Source organism: Bifidobacterium sp. ESL0769, from assembly GCF_029395495.1.
Taxonomy (GTDB): domain Bacteria; phylum Actinomycetota; class Actinomycetes; order Actinomycetales; family Bifidobacteriaceae; genus Bifidobacterium.
In genome coordinates, this window is sequence record NZ_CP113918.1 from 1,101,801 (window position 1) to 1,122,291 (window position 20,491).

Sequence of the window (20,491 nt, forward strand, 5' to 3'; positions counted from 1 at the left end):
TCTCTCCCGTATAAATTTTCGTTATTTATAGGATAACCGATATTCTGCCCAACGCCAGCTATTATTGTTGCTGCAGTTTCGGAATGGAGATTAATGAAATTGATAACTGCGTGGTAAATATACGAGCCGTTTGATAAAGTCAGCAATTTGATTACGGCTTATGCGCGTTCGAAGCGTGGGTTGTTGTAAATTGGAGCCATGGAACATTCCGAGGACGTCAACATCAGCAATCGCGAGCTCATCCATGCAGGGCTGCAGGACTTAGGCGAAAGCCGAGATTTGTTCGCGTCTTTGGCAGCGTGTGCAGGGTTCAGTGAGGCTGATTTCAAGAACGTGCTTGACGCACTCGAGCGGGCATGTGATCCTGATACTGCGTTGAAGCATCTTGTTGAGATTATGACTTCGCAGGAGAACTGCGCGCAGCTTGTCAATAACTCAGAGGCACTTGCCCGTTTGATTGGGGTTTTGGGCGCTTCGGATGCGATGGGCGGGTTGATGCGCGCACATCCGGATTTGGTGACTGCAGCGGCTTGTGATCCGTGCGGAAGTCTTGACTTTAGCCGGGCCGAACGTATTGGGCATATGAGCGATGCCGTCAAAACGGCTGTTTCGAAACAAACGGATACTCCGTCGCCGACAAGCAACATGGCTATTGCCGTTCAAGCCTTGCGTGAGAATTATTATCTTCAGCTTGCGGCCATCATGGCCGAGGACACGACAACTGCTGATCCGGTGAAAATACAACCGCAAATCAGCGCAAGGCTCTCCGATTTGGCCGATGCCGCCATCGGCGCGGCGCTCGATATCGCCAGAATGCAGGTCGAGGGCAGCGAACGTTGCGGTTTCACCGTCATCGGCATGGGCAAGCTCGGGGCCCAGGAGCTCAATTACGTTTCCGATTGTGACTTGGTGTATATTGTAGAACCGCTTGCTGCAGTTGGCGGTGGGGAGAAAAGCGATGAGAAAATCGACGGCGTGACGTTGACGCGCATCGGCACGAGAATCGGAATGACCCTGCAAAAGATCTGCCAGTCTGTGATACCTGGCGTCGATATGCCGCCGCTTTGGCAGATTGACACCGCCTTGCGCCCGGAGGGCAAGGACGGCCCGCTGGTGCGTACGGTCGATTCCTGCCGCGTCTATTACGAGAAGTGGGCGAGCAACTGGGAGTTCCAGGCGTTGCTCAAAGCGCGGGTGGTCGCTGGCGACGAAGAGTTGGGCAAAGCCTATCTTGACCTGACAAGACCACTGGTTTGGTCAGCTTCGAAGCGCGATAATTTCGTCTACGACTGCCAGAACATGCGCCGACGCGTCGAAGACAACATCGCTCCGGACCTGCGCGACCGCGAGATCAAGCTCGGCAAAGGCGGACTTCGCGATGTCGAATTCACGGTGCAGATGCTGCAGCTGGTTCATGGTCGTTCCGATGAATCCTTGCGTGGCCGTTCCACGCTGGGTGCGTTGCAGGCGCTTTCGGCTGGCGGATATGTCGCTCGTCCTCAGGCTGCAAGGCTTGATGAGGATTATCGCTTTGAAAGGGTGCTCGAGCACCGTGCGCAGATGTGGGAGCTCAAACGCACACATCTGTTCCCCGACGTGGGCAAGGCCAATGAAAGCGTGCCCAATATCGTACGCAATGCCGACACGCGCGCAATCGACGACAACCCGGAACTGCGTCGTATGGGCCGTGCATTCGGTCTGCTTCCCGACCAGCTGGTGGAGCGATACGACAAAGTGCGCTTTGAAGTGCGCCGTCTCCATACCGATATTTATTATCGTCCGATGCTGCCCATCAACGCGCAGCTTGACGACGATCAGGTCACATTGAGCGATAAGGCGACCCGCGAGCGCTTCGAATCCATCGGCTTCGCCGATCCGGATGCTGCCATGCGCCACGTACAGGCGCTGACCGAGGGCGTTTCCCGAGCGGCCAAGATCAACCGCATCCTGCTTCCTTCGATTCTGCAATGGCTGGCACAAGGGCAGAACCCAGATATGGGCCTTCTGCAATGGCGAAAGCTTGAGGAGCGTTTCGGCGGCGGCAGCCAGTATCTCGGTTTCCTTCGCGATTCGCCGCAGGCGCTGATCAGACTTTGTCATATCCTCTCCAATTCGAGGTTGCTGGGCGATTCGCTCAACCAGTCCATCGAATCGGTGACATGGCTGGGCGACGATGGGATGCTGATGCCGCGAACGCGCGAAAGTCTTGATGTACGTGCCCAGGCCGCGGTCTCGCGCTATGTCGACAATATGAATGATTTCGCCACTTCCATCCGTGCGATGCGTCGTCACGAGATCGAACGAATCGGACTTGGCTGGACTTCAAAGGTCTTTGACGACGGTGTTGGGTTGAACGGCATGACCGACGTCTATGATGCCGCCATCGAAGCGGGCTTGCAGTGGGCGGTCAATCATCAATGCGCCGAGATGAAGCTGGATTCGGCCCCGGTGGCCATCAGTGTTATTGCCATGGGCCGCTACGGAGGCCGCGAAGTCAACTTCTGTTCCGATGCCGACATCATCATGATGTACCGGCCGATGCAAATCGCAACAACCGAAGACGGCGATGATACGCAAAAAACAGCCGCTGATTTCGCGCGTAACGTGGTCAACGACCTGCGCAACATTCTGCAGGGCCCGTCAAGTCTCGAACCGAAGATTGACCTTGATTTCGGGCTGCGTCCTGAAGGCAAAAATGGCCCGCTGATTCGTTCCTACGAATCGTGCCGCGACTACTACACCAAGTGGTACAGCACCTGGGAACGCCAGGCGTTGCTGCGGGCGCGGTATGCCGCCGGCGACGCACAGTTGGCAAAAGATTTCCTTACCCAGCTTGCAGATCCGCTGCGTTATATGGACCGAGAATTGACCGACGAGGAAATCGGCGAGATTCGCAAGCTCAAGGCAAGGATGGAAGCGGAACGTTTGCCTCACGGGGTGAAACGCAACCAGCATCTGAAGCTCGGTGCCGGCGGGCTTTCCGACGTCGAATGGACGGTCCAGCTACTACAGCTCCAACATGCCGGTGAGCATGAAAGCCTTCGTGTCAACTCGACGCTGGCAGCCCTCGATGAGCTCGAACGCTTGGAATATATCAACTGCGATGATGCCGACGCGCTGCGCAAGGCATGGAAAATGCTCACCGCCGCCCGCAACGGCAACTATCTGTGGGGTGCACGGCTTTCGCAGGCTGACGTGCTGCCATCTGATTTCTACGGGCTCGGTGGAGTGGCGACGTTCCTCGGATATGACGCGAACCGCGGCCAATACTTCGGCAATGACCTGCAAGCCGTAATGCGCCGCTGCCGCGAGGTGATGGAACGGCTTTTCTATGGGCAGTGAGACTCATCCATCGATATGTTTTCTCGGGAATATCGATTTGTCGTTCATTGCCTTGCCGATCGTGCTTCGCGTTGGAATCGGTGATGTTGAACCGATGAAAAGTGGTTTTAGTCATTTCTCGCTGACATGCTCGGAAAGGTGAGATTGCCGATACGTGTCGCCGTATGCGGGTATCTTGTCAATGGTCACACGAAGTGGCCACCTTGGTTGACGAAAGGTGAGCCGATGTCGATTAGACAAAAACCTACGAAGAATCCCGCTGATGGGGGCGGGCGATCATCATTGGTTGGTTCCAGCGTGGTGACGCTGGACAGCATACCGATTTCCGAGATTCGGTTATTGCTTGACAAAGCGCAATACATCGATTCTCACCGTAAAGAAGTGGCGAACACCTGCAATGGCCGGGTGTTGGCCACTTTGTTTTATGAGCCCAGTACACGTACTCGCCTGAGTTTCGAAACCGCGATGCTGCGTTTGGGTGGCAAAGTCATCGGCTTCGCCGGCGCCCAGCTTTCCTCGGCCACCAAAGGCGAGACCATTCATGATACCGTCAAGGTCGTCTCACAGTATGCCGATATCATCGCCATGCGCCATCCCAAAGAAGGCGCCGCGCTGGTCGCCGCGCACTCCTCGGACGTACCGGTCATCAACGCCGGCGACGGCGGACACATGCACCCCACGCAGACACTGGCCGATTTGTCGACCATTCAGGCGCGATTCGGACGCGTCACCGATCTTACCGTGGGATTGTGCGGCGACTTGACGTTCGGCCGTACCGTCCATTCACTGATTACCACGTTGTGCCGGTTCGGCAATGTCCGTTTCGTGCTGATCAGCCCCGATGAACTCAAAACACCGCAATATGTGCTCGATTGCATCGACCAGAGCCCGACCTGCTCTTACGTCGAGGCCAAGGATCTGTCTGCCGTCATCGGTGACCTCGACGTGCTCTACATGACCCGCGTGCAGAAGGAACGCTTCTTCAACGAGGATGATTACCTGCGCCTGCGCGACACCTACATCCTTGACGAGGGCAAGATGAAGCTCGCGAAACCCACGATGGCTGTGCTTCACCCGCTGCCGCGTGTCAACGAAATCGCCAAGGAAGTCGACGACGACCCGCGCGCCGCCTACTTCGAACAGGTACGTCGCGGCATGCTTATGCGCATGGCGCTGGAAAGTTCGGTGCTCGGCGACAAACTGCCCGGTTATGAGGAGAATAAGGAGGTGCTGGTCTGATGGAAGTCACAAGCATCACCAACGGCATCATCATCGACCATGTGGATGCTGGAACCGCGCTCACTGTGTTGCACTATCTGAAGGTCGATCCGACTACCACCAAGCTGGCACTGATCATGAACGCGACCAGCCACGCGCTCGGAGCCAAGGACATCATCAAGCTCGAGGACGTTGAAGACCTGAATTTGGACGCACTCGGCTTTATCGCCCCGCATGCCACGGTCAACATCGTTCGCGGCGGACAGATCGTCGAAAAAGCCAAACCGGAGTTGCCGCAGCATCTGGTTGGTGTCATCTCCTGCAAGAACCCGCGCTGCGTGACTACTTCTGAGACCGGTCTGGAACAACGGTTCTATCTGGCCAATGCAGAACGTCGCGAATATCGCTGCGATTATTGCGACGAGGAAGCGGAACTGTAACGAATGCTGATTAGGCTCGAATTCCGTCGCTTTAATTGGAATTTGGACTTGATGCAGACGAAAGGTTTGATTGATGATTTTGATGGAACCAATCAAGCTGGAACATTACGAATAAGCGGTTTATCGAAAGAACGGAATGCACATGCTGACCATTCATGACATTACGGTGTGGGACACCGGCGAACGCGTCGACCTCGTCGTGCCGGAAATCGACGCGCAACGCTCGTTCGCCGAGCCTGGTGCCGTCGTTTCCGGTGACATCGACGGTTCGTCGTTGATTCTTGCGCCCGGGCTTACCGATCCGCATGTGCATTTCCGCGACCCTGGTCAGCTTGCCAAAGAAACCATGGTTACCGGTTCGCAGGCCGCTGCGGCCGGAGGCTATACGCGCGTGCTTATCATGCCAAACACCCTGCCTGCGGCCGACGGGCGCGACATCAATGTTCAGGATGTTGTTGACGGCGGCAAGGAACTCAAGGAAGTCGGTGTCTACAACGTGCTTGACTACCTGCAACGTTACGAGCAATTGCACGATGTGAAATTGCCGGTTCGCTATGACGTTTCCGTCTGTGCCTCGCTGGGACGCGCCGGGAAACTGCCGACACAACCTGCAGATTATGAACGATTCATGGATTCAGCCGGTCAATCAGCACGAAGAGATAACAAGGATGCGAAGACGAGCCAGAGCCTGAAAAGCCCTGTTGAAGAGCATCCATTACGTGCCATTACCGATGACGGTTCAGCCATTACCGATGAGATTCTTGACGCGGTACTCGCCGACTCGAAGGCTACGGGACTGCCGGTTTTGGAGCATTGTGAGCACCACGATTCCGGTTCCATTAACGATGGGGCCGTCAGCAGAAAGCTCGGTCTCTCTGGTATTCCGGCAGAAACCGAACTTGCCATTGTCGAGCGCGACATCGAGGCGGCACGACGTACAGGTTCCCACATCCATTTTCAGCATGTCTCGACGGCTGGAGCCTTCGACGCTGTTCGCAAAGCCAAAGCCGAGGGACTGCCCATCACTTGTGAGACAGCACCGCACTATCTCGCACTATGTGATGAGGATATTCTCAAGTACGGTGCGATGGCCAAGATGAACCCGCCGCTTCGTGGCGAGGCGGACAGACGCGCCACGGTCGCCGCGATTGCGGATGGAACCGTCGATATGATCGCCACTGACCATGCCCCGCACACGGCCGCCGAGAAAGCCGCCGGTCTGGCCGATGCTCCAAACGGCATCATCGGGTTGGAATGTGCCTATGGCGTCTGCCGCAAGGTGTTGGTCGAAAGCGGTGCCATCAGCGATGAACGGCTAATTGAGCTCATGACCTTGGCTCCTGAACGGTTGATGGGCCATACGCCGACGGATGTGGCAATGCTGCTCAACACCTCATCGAAGTGCGCGACGAAACGGACGCTCGATTTAAGTAAGGTCGAACATCCCGAAAATGTCGATTTGACCTTGATCGATACCCACAGCGAATGGACCGTGGATTCGTCGAAATTCCATTCCAAAGGACGCAATACTCCCTTCAATGGTTGGAAGCTTACCGGCAGACCAATGGCGACAATCATCGGTTCAAAGCTGGTATTTAGTCGGTTGCAGGATAGTGTGGCAATCGAAAAGACGGTTCGATAAAGCTTTAAACGGAATTCGAACTGATATATGAATAAATATAACAGTTAAAACAACTGTCATAATTAGCAACATAACAGTTAAAAGAACCTAGAAATGAGGGAAAACAATGGATCGACTGATTGAGGCCATCGAAGCCAAAGACAATCCCAGCATTGTCGGGCTGGATCCAACGCAGGCGCTGGTGCCACCGCAGGTCTTCACCTCAGAAAATGAATTCGATGAAAAGAGTCTCAACGAATTCATCGATTCTTTGAAAGGTGTAGACGACCCCGATGCTCAGCGGCTTCTGGCTTCTCTGGACAATGCGGATGGTGCTGAAGCCAAGCAAAAGGTTGCCGACGATGCTTTGGAGAAAGCCGAGCCCGGTGCTCAAATCGTTGAAGGTTTTTACGAATTTAATCGTGCGATTATCGATGCCGTGAAGGACATCGTGCCGGCTGTTAAGCCACAGGTCGCCATGTATGAGGCTTACGGTTCCATCGGTTTTGATATCTATCGTTTCACCTGCGAGTATGCGCAGCGGCACGGGCTGTATGTACTCGGCGACATCAAGCGTGGCGATATCGGCTCGACCGCCGCCGCCTACGCCAAGCACCTGACCGGCATCAACTCACGCGAAGACGATTACAATGGCCAGCCATGGCGAGAGGACGGCATCACCGTCAATCCGTACTTCGGCACTGACGGCATCACCCCGTTCACCGACGCTGCCAAGCAAACCGACAAAGACGTGTTCGCGCTGGTTCGCACCTCGAACCCTTCCAGTAAGGAAATTCAGGAACTTGAACTTGCCGACGGCGACAAGCTGTACGAGCATGTGGCTGACCTCGTGGAAGACTGGGGTGCCGATTCCATCGGCGAGTATGGCTATTCCCGTCTGGGCGCCGTGGTCGGGGCGACCCATCCCGAGCAGGGCAGGGAACTACGCGAGCGTATGTCGCACACCTTCTTTCTCGTGCCAGGCTATGGTGCACAAGGTGGTACCGCAGCCGATGCCGCACAGATGTTCGACAAGAACGGCTGTGGCGCCATCATCAACTCGTCACGCGGCATCATCGGCTCGTGGAAGAAGTCGGGGGAGTATTGCGAGGAAATGACCAAAGAAGAGGCTCTCGATTTGGTCGGTCGCAATGCCCGAGCCGCAGCCATCGCCATGCGTGACGACTTGAGAAAAGCCCTGCACTGATAATCGCAACTGTTAAACGTATCAATCAAAAAATTGCAGAAGGAGCGACATGAGCGTAACAACTTTCATGCCCACGGTTACCACGGATACCGTCGAGCGGCAAGCAGCCGAAGCCGGACGGAAACCCGGCAGACGCACCGATGAGGTGATGAGCGCCTCGATGCTCTCTGAGGGTATTTACGAGTTGGTTATCCGTGACCCATATGTGGCCCGAACCGTTCAGCCGGCGCAGTTCGTCAACCTTTATCCAGCTGATGCCAGAATGGCATTGCCTCGCCCCTTCGGCGTGGCCAAGGTCGAGGGCGACGATGTGACGCTGATCTACCAGATTGTCGGGGCGGGAACGGCCGAGTTTTCGCTGCTTCAGGCCGGCGATGTCATTGACGTTCTCGGGCCCTTGGGCAAGCCGTTCGATACCCCAAAGCCCGCGAATTATGTGTTGGTTGGCGGAGGCCTTGGTGTGCCGCCGCTGCTGTATGCCGAGCAAAAGCTCAGCGAACGCAATGATGGAACACAGATTACTTCCGTTTTCGGCTACCGTGACGCACGTTTCGCCGACGATTTGGTTGCACCGTTTGCAGACCAGACCCACAGCATCGTCAATGCCGAAGGCAATGTCGTCGACTTGCTCAACGATATTGAGGACGAACTGAGCAATGCCGATCAGCCGCCGGTGATTCTTTCCTGCGGACCTACGCCGATGATGAAGGCCGTTGCGGCCTGGGCCAGCAAACGCGGTATTTCGGCACAATTGAGCCTCGAAGCCCGCATGGGCTGTGGCTATGGAGCCTGTGTGGCCTGTGTGGTCGATACGCCGAGCGGAAGGCTCAAAGTCTGCAAGGACGGTCCCGTTTTCACCACCGAAGAACTTGGCTGGGAGGCGTGAGCACGATGACGGATACGAGCGATGAAAGAGCTGCTGCGATGAACGAACAGACGAAACGGACGAAACAGGCCAAGCCGGCTGCACAGGCCGAACCAATGAACGTCCTAGAACCCCACGAATGGCGACACAAGACCATCGTTGCGGGCACCGAATGGAAGAATCCGGTCGGCACGGCCTCGGGCACCTTCCAGCTTGATGCGTGTGGGGATTATTACGACGTCAGCCAGATGGGTGCAATCTGCACCAAAGGTGTTTCGCCGGTTCCGTGGGAGGGGAATCCCTCACCGCGTACCGCCGAAGGCCCCTCCAGTATGGTCAACGCGGTCGGCCTACAAAATCCGGGAGTCGACCGCTATCTGGTCGACGAACTGCCGCGGCTCAAGAAGCTTGGTGCCATGGTCATCACCAATGTTGCCGGCCACAGCGATGAAGACTACGCACAGGTTGTCGAGAAGCTTGCCGATTCCGAAGCCGATATGTTGGAAATTAACGTCAGCTGTCCTAACGTGAGTCATGGTGGAATGAGCGTCGGCACCGATCCCGTGGTATTAAGCCGTCTTATCAAGCACTTGCGCACGTTGACCGACAAACCGATGATCGTCAAGCTTTCCCCGAACGTCACTGATATCGTCCAGATTGCTCACGCGGCGGTCGACGCTGGTGCGGATGCCCTGAGCCTCATCAACACGCTGGTCGGTATGCGCATCGACATCAACACCGGCAAGCCGATTATCGCCAACCGTACCGGCGGTGTCTCTGGCCCGGCCATCTTCCCGATAGCGCTAAGCTTCGTTTGGCGCGTACGCCAGTCCATTCCCAACATTCCGATCATCGGCATCGGAGGCATTGATTCGGGGGAGAAGGCGTTGGAATACCTCTACGCAGGGGCGAACGCCGTCGAGGTCGGTGCCGCCGCGCTTGTTGACCCGACTGCCCCGATGCGCGTTGCCCGCGAGCTTGATGATTTGCTTGATTTCCGTCCCGAACTTGCCGCGAAACTGGCCAAAGGCCAGACCTGGTGAAACGAATTCGAAATTATTATTTATGATATTTATTGACATGAAAGGTTAAAGTAATATGACCGAAAACAAAACCGAGCAGTCAATACAAAATGCCGAAAAACCTACGATGACTCCGATTGACGAGCGATTCACAGAATTCCTTCTCGAATCCGGTGCCCTGAAATTCGGCGACTTCACACTGAAATCGGGAAGGCAGTCGCCTTATTTCATCAACGCCGGTGCGTTCAACGACGGCCGCAAGATTGCCACGTTGGGTGCGTTCTATGCCGAAAAAATCACCTCCGCCATCGCTGACGGTACCCTTCCCAAAGACATCGCCACGATTTTCGGCCCGGCCTACAAGGGCATCCCGCTTGCGGTCTCTACGTCCATCGCCCTGACCAGCATGCACGGCATGGAAGTCGGCTACACCTTTGACCGCAAGGAAAAGAAGGACCACGGCGACGGTGGCATCCTCGTTGGCACGCCTCTTGAAGATGGTATGAAAGTTCTGCTGGTCGATGACGTGATGACTGCTGGTACTGCGGTCCGTGAGGTCGTTCCGAAGCTCAAGTCAGCCGCCAACGTCGATATCGTGGGCCTGGTCCTCTCTGTTGATCGCATGGAAAAGACCAAGGATTCCGACATCTCCGCCGTCAAATCCGTCGAGCAGGAATTCGGTTTCCCGGTCCTCTCCATCGCCAATGTCAAAGAAATTTTCGCCGCCGCATCCCGCATGGTCACCGTCGACGGCAAGCCGCTCCTCAGCGACGATATCAAGGAACGCGCGGAAGCATATTTGAAAAGATATGGGTGCTGATTTATTTATAATTTCATATGAGAATATGAAGGAAGTAAAATGTCTGTATCTACTTTAGATGGTTTATCGCTTGATGCCGAACCAAAGGAAGTGCAAAAGGCGAGGTTTGCCTTATGGAATAAGAGAACTCTTAAAAGTATGGGAAATGGTTTTCTGACCGAGGGAACAATAAGTAATTATTCCAATAATCTTTCAAATTTAAAGAGTGCGTTTGAAAATATTTCTGAACATACTGCAAATTTCCCGCTAAGAAACAGTATCTTTGAGTATGAATCATTGGATAGTTTTAAGGGTACTTATGATGATATTGCTAATGACAGTGCCTTTACCGAAAATATAAAACCTAACGGATTACATAGAAACAATCTATTCGATGCCATCAAGCGATATTTAGCTTTTCTTAAATGGCAGGATAAACATGAAGCCGAATACCAAAAGTTTTTCGAACTACTTAAGTTTTTTGTTAATCAAGCTAATAAGAATGCAGATAAACGACTCAACCATGAAAAGGTGAGTCCTGATAGAGATGATCGATTTGGTTTTAACGACAGCTATCATCTTTCAGAAGGTTTTAATCAGGTTGGTCCGTTACGATTTGGTATTACTTTTTGTGGGAATGGGCAGATATCAACTGTTCAGTCAACGTTTATGAATACAGATAATTGGTTGAATATTGCGGTGTCTGATTCCGATAAGTCTAAACATCTTTTGAAACTACAAGTTGGATGGCATATTAATCATGTTCCCAAAGGTTTGGATTTTAATGGTTTCTTTAATGTTTCAGTGGCGCATTTACAACTTGAGAACACTATGCCGAATTGCTGGGTTCGAGCAATTTTTGATTTCATTCTAGACCAACACAAACAATACATTCATTCATCGCAGTACAAGGAAGAACAAATTATGGGCAGTAATTCCGAGATTTTAACATATGCCAATATGCTTGAACATGTGCACAATATCGTTTTTCATGGTGCGCCCGGCACCGGAAAAACGTACTTATCTAAGGGAATAGCATCGTATATGACGGGTGTTTCCCAGAAGAAACTTGGCAAAAGCAGCAGGTTTGCCTTTGTCCAATTCCATCCCAGTTATGACTACACTGATTTCGTTGAGGGACTGAGGCCGGTTACTGATGAAGACAGTGGAGAGATGATTTTCAAACTTTACCCCGGAACGTTTATGGAAATCGCCAACAAAGCCAGGAATGAGTGGGAACGATGCTCTAAGGAAGTTAAAGCTAAGTATGACGAGGTTGAAGGCAACGACAATATTGAAGAAGATGTCGGCAAAGAAATTCTAAAACGAGATTTCGACGAGACAAAAAAGCTCGCTAAGAAATATGTCATAGTGATTGACGAAATCAATCGAGGTGACATTTCCAAGATTTTCGGTGAATTGTTCTTTAGCATTGACCCGGATTACCGCGGCGAAAGCGGGAGCATTGATACACAGTATAAGAATCTTCATGACGATTCATATGCTGATGAACGTGGGGGATTAAAGGCGAGTCAAATGTTCTACGTTCCCGAAAACCTGTATATCATCGGCACGATGAACGACATTGACCGCAGTGTCGATTCCTTGGATTTCGCCATGCGGCGTCGTTTCACGTTCATCGAAATCGATGCCCAGTCCAAAGAGTCTGTTCGCATGCTCGATGGTGATGGCGAACATACATATGATAGTAATCGCGTTGCAAAAGCCAAGAAAGTAATGGCAGCCATGAATGAGCAAATCCGAAAAACGGAGTATCTCAATGAAAGTTATCAGATTGGTGCAAGTTATTTCCTAGATGTTGTCGACCCTGAAAAAGACGGATTGTTGCCTGAGACACAGGCATACGAGAACCTGTGGAATAACAAGGTTGGCTCACTGGTCAAAGAATATTTACGCGGCAGAGATGATTTCCAGCAGATTTACAATGAAATCGCAAAAACATTTGATTCAAATGCTGGAACTAGGGTAGCTGATGCTTATTCAGTTTCGAGTGAAAGCAACGGGGACAAGGAAGCTTCCCTTCAGACACAAGACAAAGAGGACAATGACGTCGACTGAAGCTGACAATGGCTCTTTGACGTACGCATATATTCCGGATTCGAAAAGCTGAGGTAACCTTGAGCATTCCCAATAAAGACGTAGATCGAGAATTTTTGCCGTATGAACTGAGTGACAATTCGCCCATCATGGCAGAGAATAGTGGTTTTCTTGAATGCCCGCTTGGAGAAGAACTCAGGGATAAGAGCTTTGGGGACTTAATCGCAGACAATGATATTTTGAATTTCGGATATAACATGGAAGGCCAGAAAGATGCGGAAGACAACGAATTTGTTGTCCAGCATTGGATTGGTGACGGAACCGATTACGCTACCGGCAACTTCGTTGGCGTTCTTGGAAAATTCAATCATGAAGGTCAGAAAACCGATTGCGTGACCATAACCACCCGTTTTGGCAAACAGACGAACGGGGATTCTTCTTCCTTTGATCAGGATTTCCTGTTGCGTTACCTTGTCTCGCAGGTGCTTCATATTGACGTCGCACGGAACTTTGACTTCACGAATTTGGCAGATAGCAGTTGGCAGCAGCTTCTGATTATGCTTTTCCCTTTCTACCTGCATCAAGCGCTTTCGCAAGGGGTCTATAAATCCTATATGAGGCGGGAATACGATGATTCCCGTCCAAAAGGCTTCATCGATATTCCTAGGTACATTCGTAAGGACATGCCCTTTTCTGGTCATATCTCATATGTGACCCGGCCTTTTGACGTCGACAACAACATCACTGAACTCATCCGGCACACCGTCGAATATATCGCGGGTCTTGGCTCGTTCGGACGCCGGGTGCTGAACTATTCGGGACAGGTGAGAAATGATGTCGAAACAGTAAGGACTGTGACGGCACGCTATGACAAATCGGAACGCCAGAACCTCGTTTCATGGAACTTGCGTCATCCGGTAGACAAGCCATATTTCAAGCAATACCGTATCCTTCAACGTGTTTGCATTGCGATTTTGCAGAATCGTGGTTTCGCACCTAAAGACAGAAATTCCGGCAAGATTTTTGGAGTCTTGATTAATTGTGCGTGGCTATGGGAGGAATATCTCAATCAGCTGTGCCAATCGGATGCCATGTCTGGGTCATTCATACACCCCAGAAACAAGATGTCACAGATGAAACAATATTTTTTTGGAGGGGGAAACGGCGAGATTTATCCGGATTTCATTGGTAGGAACGATAGCGGGCAGAATGTGGTGGCTGATGCCAAATACAAACGCCTGAAAAAGAACAGTTCGGATGATGACGAACAATTGCTTTCCTATATGTTTCGTTTTGATGCCCGAAAAGGGCAGTTCTGGTATCCTTACCTACCCGATGAAGCCGACTCATCTGAATCTGACTTATCCGACCGATTTAATTCCTTGGATGAGTCTGACGAACAGGATGGAGGATTCTCAGAGGGAAAGCCAGTGTATAAAGCGAAAGTGTTCACGCTGCGGTTGCTTCAAGGGATAGATACAGAAGACCGTCATACGCGGTTCCGTGACGATTCCAAAGATATTATTGTCAAGAAAATCGGTTTGGTCATTCCGACTGGCTGTAGTGATTATTCAAAGTTCCGCGCAGAGATGGAGCAGCAGGCAGAAGCCTTTTGCAAAGCGGTGAACGACAATATTTAGCGGTTATATTTCTATATACGCATGGTCAAAACTACTGCAAACGCCTTGTTTTCTAGCGGTGACAGTAATGTTTGAAATATGTTCTGCGTCAACTAGGGAGCCGTATGCAACAGGAATACACACAGCCGTTGGTGAATCCGATCGAAAGCGACCGGAACATCTTCACACTGCTTGACGATCGCGCCAAGCGTACTCCGGACGAGTCGTTGGTCGAATATGTCGGCGACGACGGCAAGTGGCAGTCGTTTACGGCGACGCAGTTCCGCGACAAGGTCATCGGGCTTGCCAAAGGTCTGATTGCTCGCGGCGTTAAGCCCGGGGATTCCGTTGCGATTATCGCACATACATCTTGGCAGTGGACGGCGCTGGATGTAGCCATCATGTCCATCGGTGCACTCACGATTCCTGTTTACGAGACCAATTCGCCGTCGCAGGTGCAGATGATTTTCAACGATTCCAATGTCAAAATCGCCTTCGCCGAAGACGATGCACAGCGTGACAAGATTGATACCGTAAGCGATTCCTGCGCCGACCTCAAAGGTGTCTATGTCATCGCTGCTGGTGCCATCGAGACCATTGAAAAGTTCGGGCAGGGCGTCACTGATGACGAATTCTGGCAACGAGAAAAGGCGGTCAAGGGCAGCGATTTGGCCACTATCGTCTACACTTCCGGTTCCACGGGAACGCCAAAGGGCATTGAACTGACCCATTCCAATTTCGTGTTCATCACCATTTCCGGCGTGCAATCTATGGGCGATATTCTCAACAAGCCCGGTCGAAGACTTCTGCTGTTCCTCCCGCTGGCGCACGTTTTCGCTCGCTTCATGCAGCTGGTTTGTTTCGCAGGGACGGTCACGCTTGGTCTGTCGAGCAACTTGAAGACCATTCTGGCGGATTTCCGTACATTCAAGCCGACGTTCATCCTGGCCGTACCGCGTATCTTCGAGAAGATCTACAATGCTGCTTCGCAGAAGGCCGGTTCGGGTATGGCCGGCCGCGTTTTCTCGCATGCGACCGAAACTGCTATCGCTTGGTCGAAGGCCCAGCAGTCCGGCAAGCCTATTCCGCGTGCACTGCAAATTCGTCACGCCGTCTACAACAAGCTGGTCTATTCCACCATCATGCAGATTTTCGGCGGACAAGTCGAGTACGCTGTTTCTGGCGGCGCTCCGCTTAATTCGACTATCGCGCACTTCTTTAATGGCGTCGGTCTGCCACTGCTTGAGGGGTACGGCATGACCGAGACCTGCGCGCCTGCCATGGTCAACCCCACCAAAGGATACAAGATCGGCACCGTGGGCATCCCGCTGCAGGGTGTGTCTGTTGGTGTCAGCGACATCGGGGAGTTGTGCATCAAGAGCCGCGCGGTGTGCGTCGGCTATCACAACCATCCCGAAATTACCGAGGAACAGATTGTCGACGGATGGCTGCATACCGGCGATTTGGGCTCCATCGATTCCGACGGTTTCGTGACGCTGACCGGACGTATGAAGGACATCATCATCACCGCCGGTGGCAAGAACGTCTCGCCCGCCGAAGTGGAGACTTCCGTCATGACCTCGCCGGTGGTCAGCCAGTGCGTCATGGTCGGCGACCGCAAGCCGTTCATCGCCGCGATCATCTCGCTCGACTTGCAGGAGACCAATGCTTGGCTCAAGTCCGAAGGCGCCGAACCGGTCAAGGATCTGAAGGAAGCCGGCGAAAACCCGATTGTCCGCGCCGAAGTCGAGCGTGCCGTCAACAAGGCCAACGAGCTGGTCTCGCGCGCCGAATCCATTCGCAAGTTTGAGATCGTCCCCGACGAATTCACCGAGGCCAACGGTATGCTCACCCCAAGCCTCAAGGCCAAGCGCCAGGTCATCACCGATTACTACAAAGACCTCATCGACAACGTCATCTACGCGCCGAAGAAATAAGCGGGTTATCGAGGCTATTTGCGTTTATCGGTTTCGTGATGCGATAATAAGTTCTAGCAGAAAATACTATCAATCATGGAGATATGATGACTACTGCAAAGAAGCCGGTAACAAAGCCAAAAGTAACAAAAGGGAAAGTTCTTGGGAAACTGAGCACCGCTGTCGATATCGTCAATATATTGGGGCAGGTGATTTCTCCAGACCAGGTGAAGCAAGTTGTGCAGTGGTTGAAAGAACAGCAATTTTCTGACAAGTTCATCGAACTCACCAAGAAGATTCATCTTCCAGACAAGCACGACCCGCTTTCAAAAGTCGAGAACCAATGCGAAGCCGTCGAGGAATTGATTCAAACACGTTCCTCGATGCTTGCCGATGACGCCCCGATCTCCGCATGGCGAGTCGAACTGGATAAAATACGTACCGGTGCCAAGCTCGTCAAGGAAGCCAAAGGCAACGACATCAAGAAAGTCAGAGAGCTTGAGAAGCGTGCTGGCAAGCTCTACAACAGTGTGTTCATTGCCGTTGTTGGTAAATAACGTTCCGCTTGCTCTATTTCGGTTGTCTGTCTTTCAATGCAGCGTAGGGAGAGAAATCAATGACATCAGAGGATATTGTTCCCGAAGCAAATGACAATGAATCCATCCAAATTGTCAAAGATGATAGTGGAATCATGGTTCTTGGCGATGATTCAGCAGTTGATGCATGGTTGAAGCAGACTGGACTGGATAAGAATGCTAAAGCTATGGGTAAGCGTGCGGTACAGGCATGCGGTAACGGGCTTCAGACGCTGGCCAATACTTCCGAGCAAAGTGGCCGTTGGGTGAAACTCACCAAGGAGTCGGCTGCGCAGGTTAAGAAGTATGGTTCAACCGGTACCGGCGTGGTGCGCGGTGAGCATGGCAAGATTATTAGCCATCTCAAATTCGAGGATTTGACGAAAGCCTCTTCACTGGCCAATCCTGAAATGTTGGCCGGTGCGGGCGCTGTTATGACACAGATGGCACTTGAACAGTCGATGAAAGAGATTACTGACTATCTCAATGAGATCGACAGCAAAATCGATGATTTATTGCAGGACCAAAAAGACCAGACGATTGCGAATCTGATGGGTGCCGCTCGGATGATCGACGAGACCAAGACAATCTATGACAAAGTCGGAGTGATAGCGGACACGACTTGGTCGAAGGTCGATGATTGCCCGATGGATCTGGCGAGTGCGCAGAGTTACGCGTTAGTGAAGATCGGAAACCTGGTCAATAAGCTTTCTAATGAAAAAGATGTCGGCAAGGCTGAAAAGCTTTCAGAACAATTACTTGAAGATGCTACTGATTGGATGTCCGTTATCGGCAAATCGATACAGGCTCAAGATGAGCTGTATGTCATTGAATTGGACCGTGTGCTTGATGACCAACCGCAGGAAGTTGAGCAGTACAAAGAAGGTATCAATGCGGCGCGTCAAAAGCGTTTGCATGATATAGCTGCTGAATTCGGAGAATTCAGCAAGAGCATTCAGGATTCTGCGGATGCTATACGAGCCCAGAAGGTTTGGCATCCTAATGTGGTAAAGGAGGCGTTGAAAAAGCTACAAGAAGTCAATCAACGCCTGTCCGGATTTGCCAAAGCTATTGGCGTCGATGCGGATACCGTCGAGATTGAGATGGCACCCCATTGGAAGGACGCTGCCGGCAAACTTATTGTGGACACAACCGCAGAAATCGGCCAGGGTGCCAAGCAGATCGGTAGTGGTGCTGTGAAACTGGGTAAAGGTGCCGGCCTGAAAATTGGGGAAGGTGCCGGATTCGTCGGCGAGCATGCAGGTCAACTTGGTGAGAATATCAAAGAAGGCCGTGACAAGTTAGCTGAAAAACTTGCTGATGAACATGCTGAAGAGGCTCAGAGAATTCTAAGTCTAAAAAGGCCGGTTCTAAACCAAATCTGCATGACTTTTTGTCAAAACGAAAGGATTCCGACGAATAGCCATCAAGGATTTGATTCAAATGCTTATAGGCTGAAGGCATTGTCTATGATATTCGGATGCGAAGCTTGCGCTCGCTTTCCGATGGTTTGATTTATTGTTTATGATTCCGGAGTAAAGATGTCTTCGATGGTGCAATCGAAAAGTTCAGCCAGGCGAAACGCCAGAGGTAAGGACGGATCAAAACGGCCCTTTTCGATGGAGATGATGGTCTGGCGACTCACACCGACCGCCTTGGCGAGGGCAGCCTGCGAGAGCTGGTGTTGCTGGCGAAGTTGCGGTAGGTGGTTTTTCATGCCATGGCCTTCTTGCGGTAGACGAAGTAGGCGCATGCCATGGTGAGCAAACCGATGAGCATGATGCCGAGCAGCGCGAACGCAGCGACGACGCTGGGAATCGGCTTGTCATAGAACGCCACCAGCAGGAGTAGTATCGTATCGGCAAGCACCATTCCGATAAGGCCCGCGGACATCGCCTGCGTGCGCCAGGTATCCTCCACATTCTCTTCGGGATGGGGGATTGCGCCGGTGATGGTCGTTCTGTCGACGATGGTCACCCAGCAGAAGCCAACGCTGCAGCCGCCAATCAGGACCGCCATCAATATGATGAAAGTCCAATCGTTGAGTTGTGTAGGTTTGCGGATGAGAAAAGCGATGACGCCGAACACGAAACCAATGACGATTCCCGCGACAATCGAGGTGACCCAAAGAGTGACTTTGCCGCCGCCGAAAATGGTTTTCGTACCGAAGGCGCTGGTTGAGGAAACGTTGGTTTGCTGAGCTGGTTGATTGATCGTTTCCGGTTCGTTGGTAGCGTCTTCAAGTGGGCCGCTTACCAGCGGATCTATCTTGGATTGCCTGTTCATGTGTTCCTCCATTATCGCGTTGATAGGTAGATGCATTATCGAGGAAAGTAAAGCAAACTTTACTATGTAAAAGAAACTATACATATCGATTCCGTTGTTGTCAATTTGAAAACGTGAAGCGAAGGGCGGCTTTCTTCGGTGGTGCGCTGAGGGGGACGCCATTTATTTCAACAGAATTTGAAATAAGGGAAAAGTAGGTTTATGATATAGATATATTTCAAATTTATTTGAAATAGAAATAAAGTATCAAGTAACGAAAAGAGGGGATATGGGAGTGCAAACCACGTTGTCAGCGCTCGCGGACCCGGCACGACGGGAGATTCTCCAGTTGTTAAGGCAGAGGGTTATGAACGCCGGCGAACTCGCGGAAGCAACAGGGCTTTCGGCGTCACGACTTTCATACCATCTGCGCAAGCTCAAGGAGGCCGAGCTGGTCACCGACAGCCGGGACGGCACGATGATCTGGTACGAGCCGAACCTGACTGTCCTTGACGACACCATCGTCTGGCTGAAGGAGCTTCAACGTAATGGCCAAATCGTGAGGGCTTCTGAATATAGGGTGAAGTCGGTAGGGTGTGGAAAATCTTCGCTCGGTTCGTCGCAACTCGAGGCCAAGACAGTGAAAAACAGCAAACGGGAAAACGAATGAAGGTAACCATGACGCAAGATTCAAGGGAAGAGAAATCAATGTCTGAAAAGTCCAAAGGTAAGAAGACCGGAGCTCAACAGCTAACAGACGACGAAACGGCGAATACGATACGGCACACAGGTTGGAAAGCAGTGATTGGCGGCGCAAAGAACTGGAATGTGGCGATGGTGATCATTAGTCTTTTGCCGCTGGTGATTTACCTGTTGGCCTTGCCGTATATGCCGGACATTGTACCTGCGCATTACAATGCCCGCGGCGAGCTTGACCGCTGGGGCAGCAAGTATGAGGGACTCTTTTTCCCTCTGTTCTCGTTGCTGATGTGTGCGATTTGGTTGGTGTGCGAAGTTCCCGTCGAACGTTCTGCGCAGAAACAGTCTGGTTCAAGTACGGATCAGAAGACGACGGTACATACATGGGTCATCGGTGGGTGTTGCATGTTCGTAGTATTCAACGTCATGAACATCTGGATTATCGCAGACGCTTTCAGTAAAGGACAGGGTGGGGTGAACATACCGTTGGAGCCAATCATGAACGTAGTCACCGGTCTGGTGTTCATCGTTCTCGGCAACATCCTGCCGAATACACGGCCGAACAGATTGACGGGTATACGCGTGTCTGGAGCCTACAAAAGCCGTGAATCGTGGCGTCGCTGCCAACGCTTTGGCGGACTGGCATTCATTATCGGTGGTGTTGTCTTGGTAGTTCTGGGCATTACCGTGCACTCATCTAGTTTGGTCAATACATATGGCATTCTTGCGGTTCTTCTGGTCATAGTGGTGGCATGTTACGCCTACAGCGTTTACGCCGGCAAGAAATATGGCGATATTGGCGGGAAGATGAACCATAAGTAGCTTCTGGTGAAGTAACGAAATTA

Annotated in this window: 16 protein-coding genes and 1 pseudogene; 15 read left to right on the top strand and 2 right to left on the bottom strand. The window is 52.0% G+C overall.

Annotation, left to right across the window (positions count from 1 at the left end; translation table 11 throughout):
• Positions 1 to 198 precede the first annotated feature (198 nt).
• From OZX72_RS04460 to OZX72_RS04520, 13 genes and pseudogenes are all read left to right on the top strand, one after another.
• Positions 199 to 3,342, top strand: a complete 3,144-nt coding sequence (locus OZX72_RS04460; protein ID WP_277159203.1) for a bifunctional [glutamine synthetase] adenylyltransferase/[glutamine synthetase]-adenylyl-L-tyrosine phosphorylase — start codon at positions 199 to 201, stop codon at positions 3,340 to 3,342.
• Positions 3,343 to 3,624: 282 nt separating this feature from the next.
• The gene (gene pyrB, locus OZX72_RS04465) at positions 3,625 to 4,581 is read left to right on the top strand and encodes an aspartate carbamoyltransferase (RefSeq protein WP_277159359.1); all 957 of its coding nucleotides are present in this window, start codon (positions 3,625 to 3,627) and stop codon (positions 4,579 to 4,581) included.
• Entirely contained in the window at positions 4,581 to 5,000 is a 420-nt protein-coding gene (locus tag OZX72_RS04470; protein WP_277159204.1) for an aspartate carbamoyltransferase regulatory subunit, read from the top strand. The genes pyrB and OZX72_RS04470 overlap by 1 nt, the downstream gene beginning before the upstream one ends.
• A 142-nt stretch (positions 5,001 to 5,142) precedes the next feature.
• Positions 5,143 to 6,642 carry a dihydroorotase gene (locus OZX72_RS04475; protein WP_277159205.1) on the top strand — a complete coding sequence of 500 codons (1,500 nt, stop codon included), beginning with the start codon at positions 5,143 to 5,145 and terminating at the stop codon, positions 6,640 to 6,642.
• Positions 6,643 to 6,811: 169 nt separating this feature from the next.
• Positions 6,812 to 7,828 (top strand): annotated as a pseudogene (gene pyrF, locus OZX72_RS04480) (orotidine-5'-phosphate decarboxylase); the annotation flags it as partial.
• Between the two features lie 67 nt (positions 7,829 to 7,895).
• Positions 7,896 to 8,714, top strand: coding sequence for a dihydroorotate dehydrogenase electron transfer subunit (locus tag OZX72_RS04485; RefSeq protein ID WP_277159360.1), 819 nt, complete (start codon positions 7,896 to 7,898; stop codon positions 8,712 to 8,714).
• A 95-nt stretch (positions 8,715 to 8,809) separates the two neighbouring features.
• Positions 8,810 to 9,736 (top strand): dihydroorotate dehydrogenase, encoded by a 927-nt coding sequence (locus OZX72_RS04490; RefSeq protein ID WP_277159361.1) that lies wholly within the window; start codon positions 8,810 to 8,812, stop codon positions 9,734 to 9,736.
• Between the two features lie 106 nt (positions 9,737 to 9,842).
• Positions 9,843 to 10,535 (top strand): orotate phosphoribosyltransferase, encoded by a 693-nt coding sequence (gene pyrE, locus OZX72_RS04495; RefSeq protein WP_277159362.1) that lies wholly within the window; start codon positions 9,843 to 9,845, stop codon positions 10,533 to 10,535.
• A gap of 39 nt (positions 10,536 to 10,574) precedes the next feature.
• Positions 10,575 to 12,593 carry an AAA family ATPase gene (locus OZX72_RS04500; RefSeq protein WP_277159207.1) on the top strand — a complete coding sequence of 673 codons (2,019 nt, stop codon included), beginning with the start codon at positions 10,575 to 10,577 and terminating at the stop codon, positions 12,591 to 12,593.
• A 128-nt stretch (positions 12,594 to 12,721) separates the two neighbouring features.
• On the top strand, positions 12,722 to 14,212 hold the full coding sequence (locus tag OZX72_RS04505) for a hypothetical protein (protein WP_277159208.1): 1,491 nt from the start codon (positions 12,722 to 12,724) through the stop codon (positions 14,210 to 14,212).
• Positions 14,213 to 14,316: 104 nt separating this feature from the next.
• A complete protein-coding gene (locus OZX72_RS04510; RefSeq protein ID WP_277159209.1) occupies positions 14,317 to 16,128 on the top strand; it encodes an AMP-dependent synthetase/ligase in 1,812 nt (603 codons plus the stop codon).
• An 83-nt stretch (positions 16,129 to 16,211) separates the two neighbouring features.
• Positions 16,212 to 16,664 carry a hypothetical protein gene (locus OZX72_RS04515; protein WP_277159210.1) on the top strand — a complete coding sequence of 151 codons (453 nt, stop codon included), beginning with the start codon at positions 16,212 to 16,214 and terminating at the stop codon, positions 16,662 to 16,664.
• Between the two features lie 59 nt (positions 16,665 to 16,723).
• Positions 16,724 to 18,196 (top strand): hypothetical protein, encoded by a 1,473-nt coding sequence (locus tag OZX72_RS04520; protein ID WP_277159211.1) that lies wholly within the window; start codon positions 16,724 to 16,726, stop codon positions 18,194 to 18,196.
• A gap of 8 nt (positions 18,197 to 18,204) precedes the next feature.
• Here OZX72_RS04520 and OZX72_RS04525 read toward each other — a convergent pair whose 3' ends face one another.
• On the bottom strand, positions 18,205 to 18,399 hold the full coding sequence (locus tag OZX72_RS04525) for a helix-turn-helix transcriptional regulator (protein WP_277159212.1): 195 nt from the start codon (positions 18,397 to 18,399) through the stop codon (positions 18,205 to 18,207).
• Positions 18,396 to 18,968, bottom strand: a complete 573-nt coding sequence (locus tag OZX72_RS04530; protein WP_277159213.1) for a hypothetical protein — start codon at positions 18,966 to 18,968, stop codon at positions 18,396 to 18,398. The genes OZX72_RS04525 and OZX72_RS04530 overlap by 4 nt, the downstream gene beginning before the upstream one ends.
• A 268-nt stretch (positions 18,969 to 19,236) precedes the next feature.
• Here OZX72_RS04530 and OZX72_RS04535 point away from each other — a divergent pair, with 268 nt between their 5' ends.
• Together OZX72_RS04535 and OZX72_RS04540 are read left to right on the top strand one after the other, a co-directional pair.
• A complete protein-coding gene (locus tag OZX72_RS04535; protein WP_277159214.1) occupies positions 19,237 to 19,617 on the top strand; it encodes a metalloregulator ArsR/SmtB family transcription factor in 381 nt (126 codons plus the stop codon).
• Positions 19,614 to 20,468, top strand: coding sequence for a DUF1648 domain-containing protein (locus tag OZX72_RS04540; protein WP_277159215.1), 855 nt, complete (start codon positions 19,614 to 19,616; stop codon positions 20,466 to 20,468). The genes OZX72_RS04535 and OZX72_RS04540 overlap by 4 nt, the downstream gene beginning before the upstream one ends.
• Positions 20,469 to 20,491: the final 23 nt, after the last annotated feature.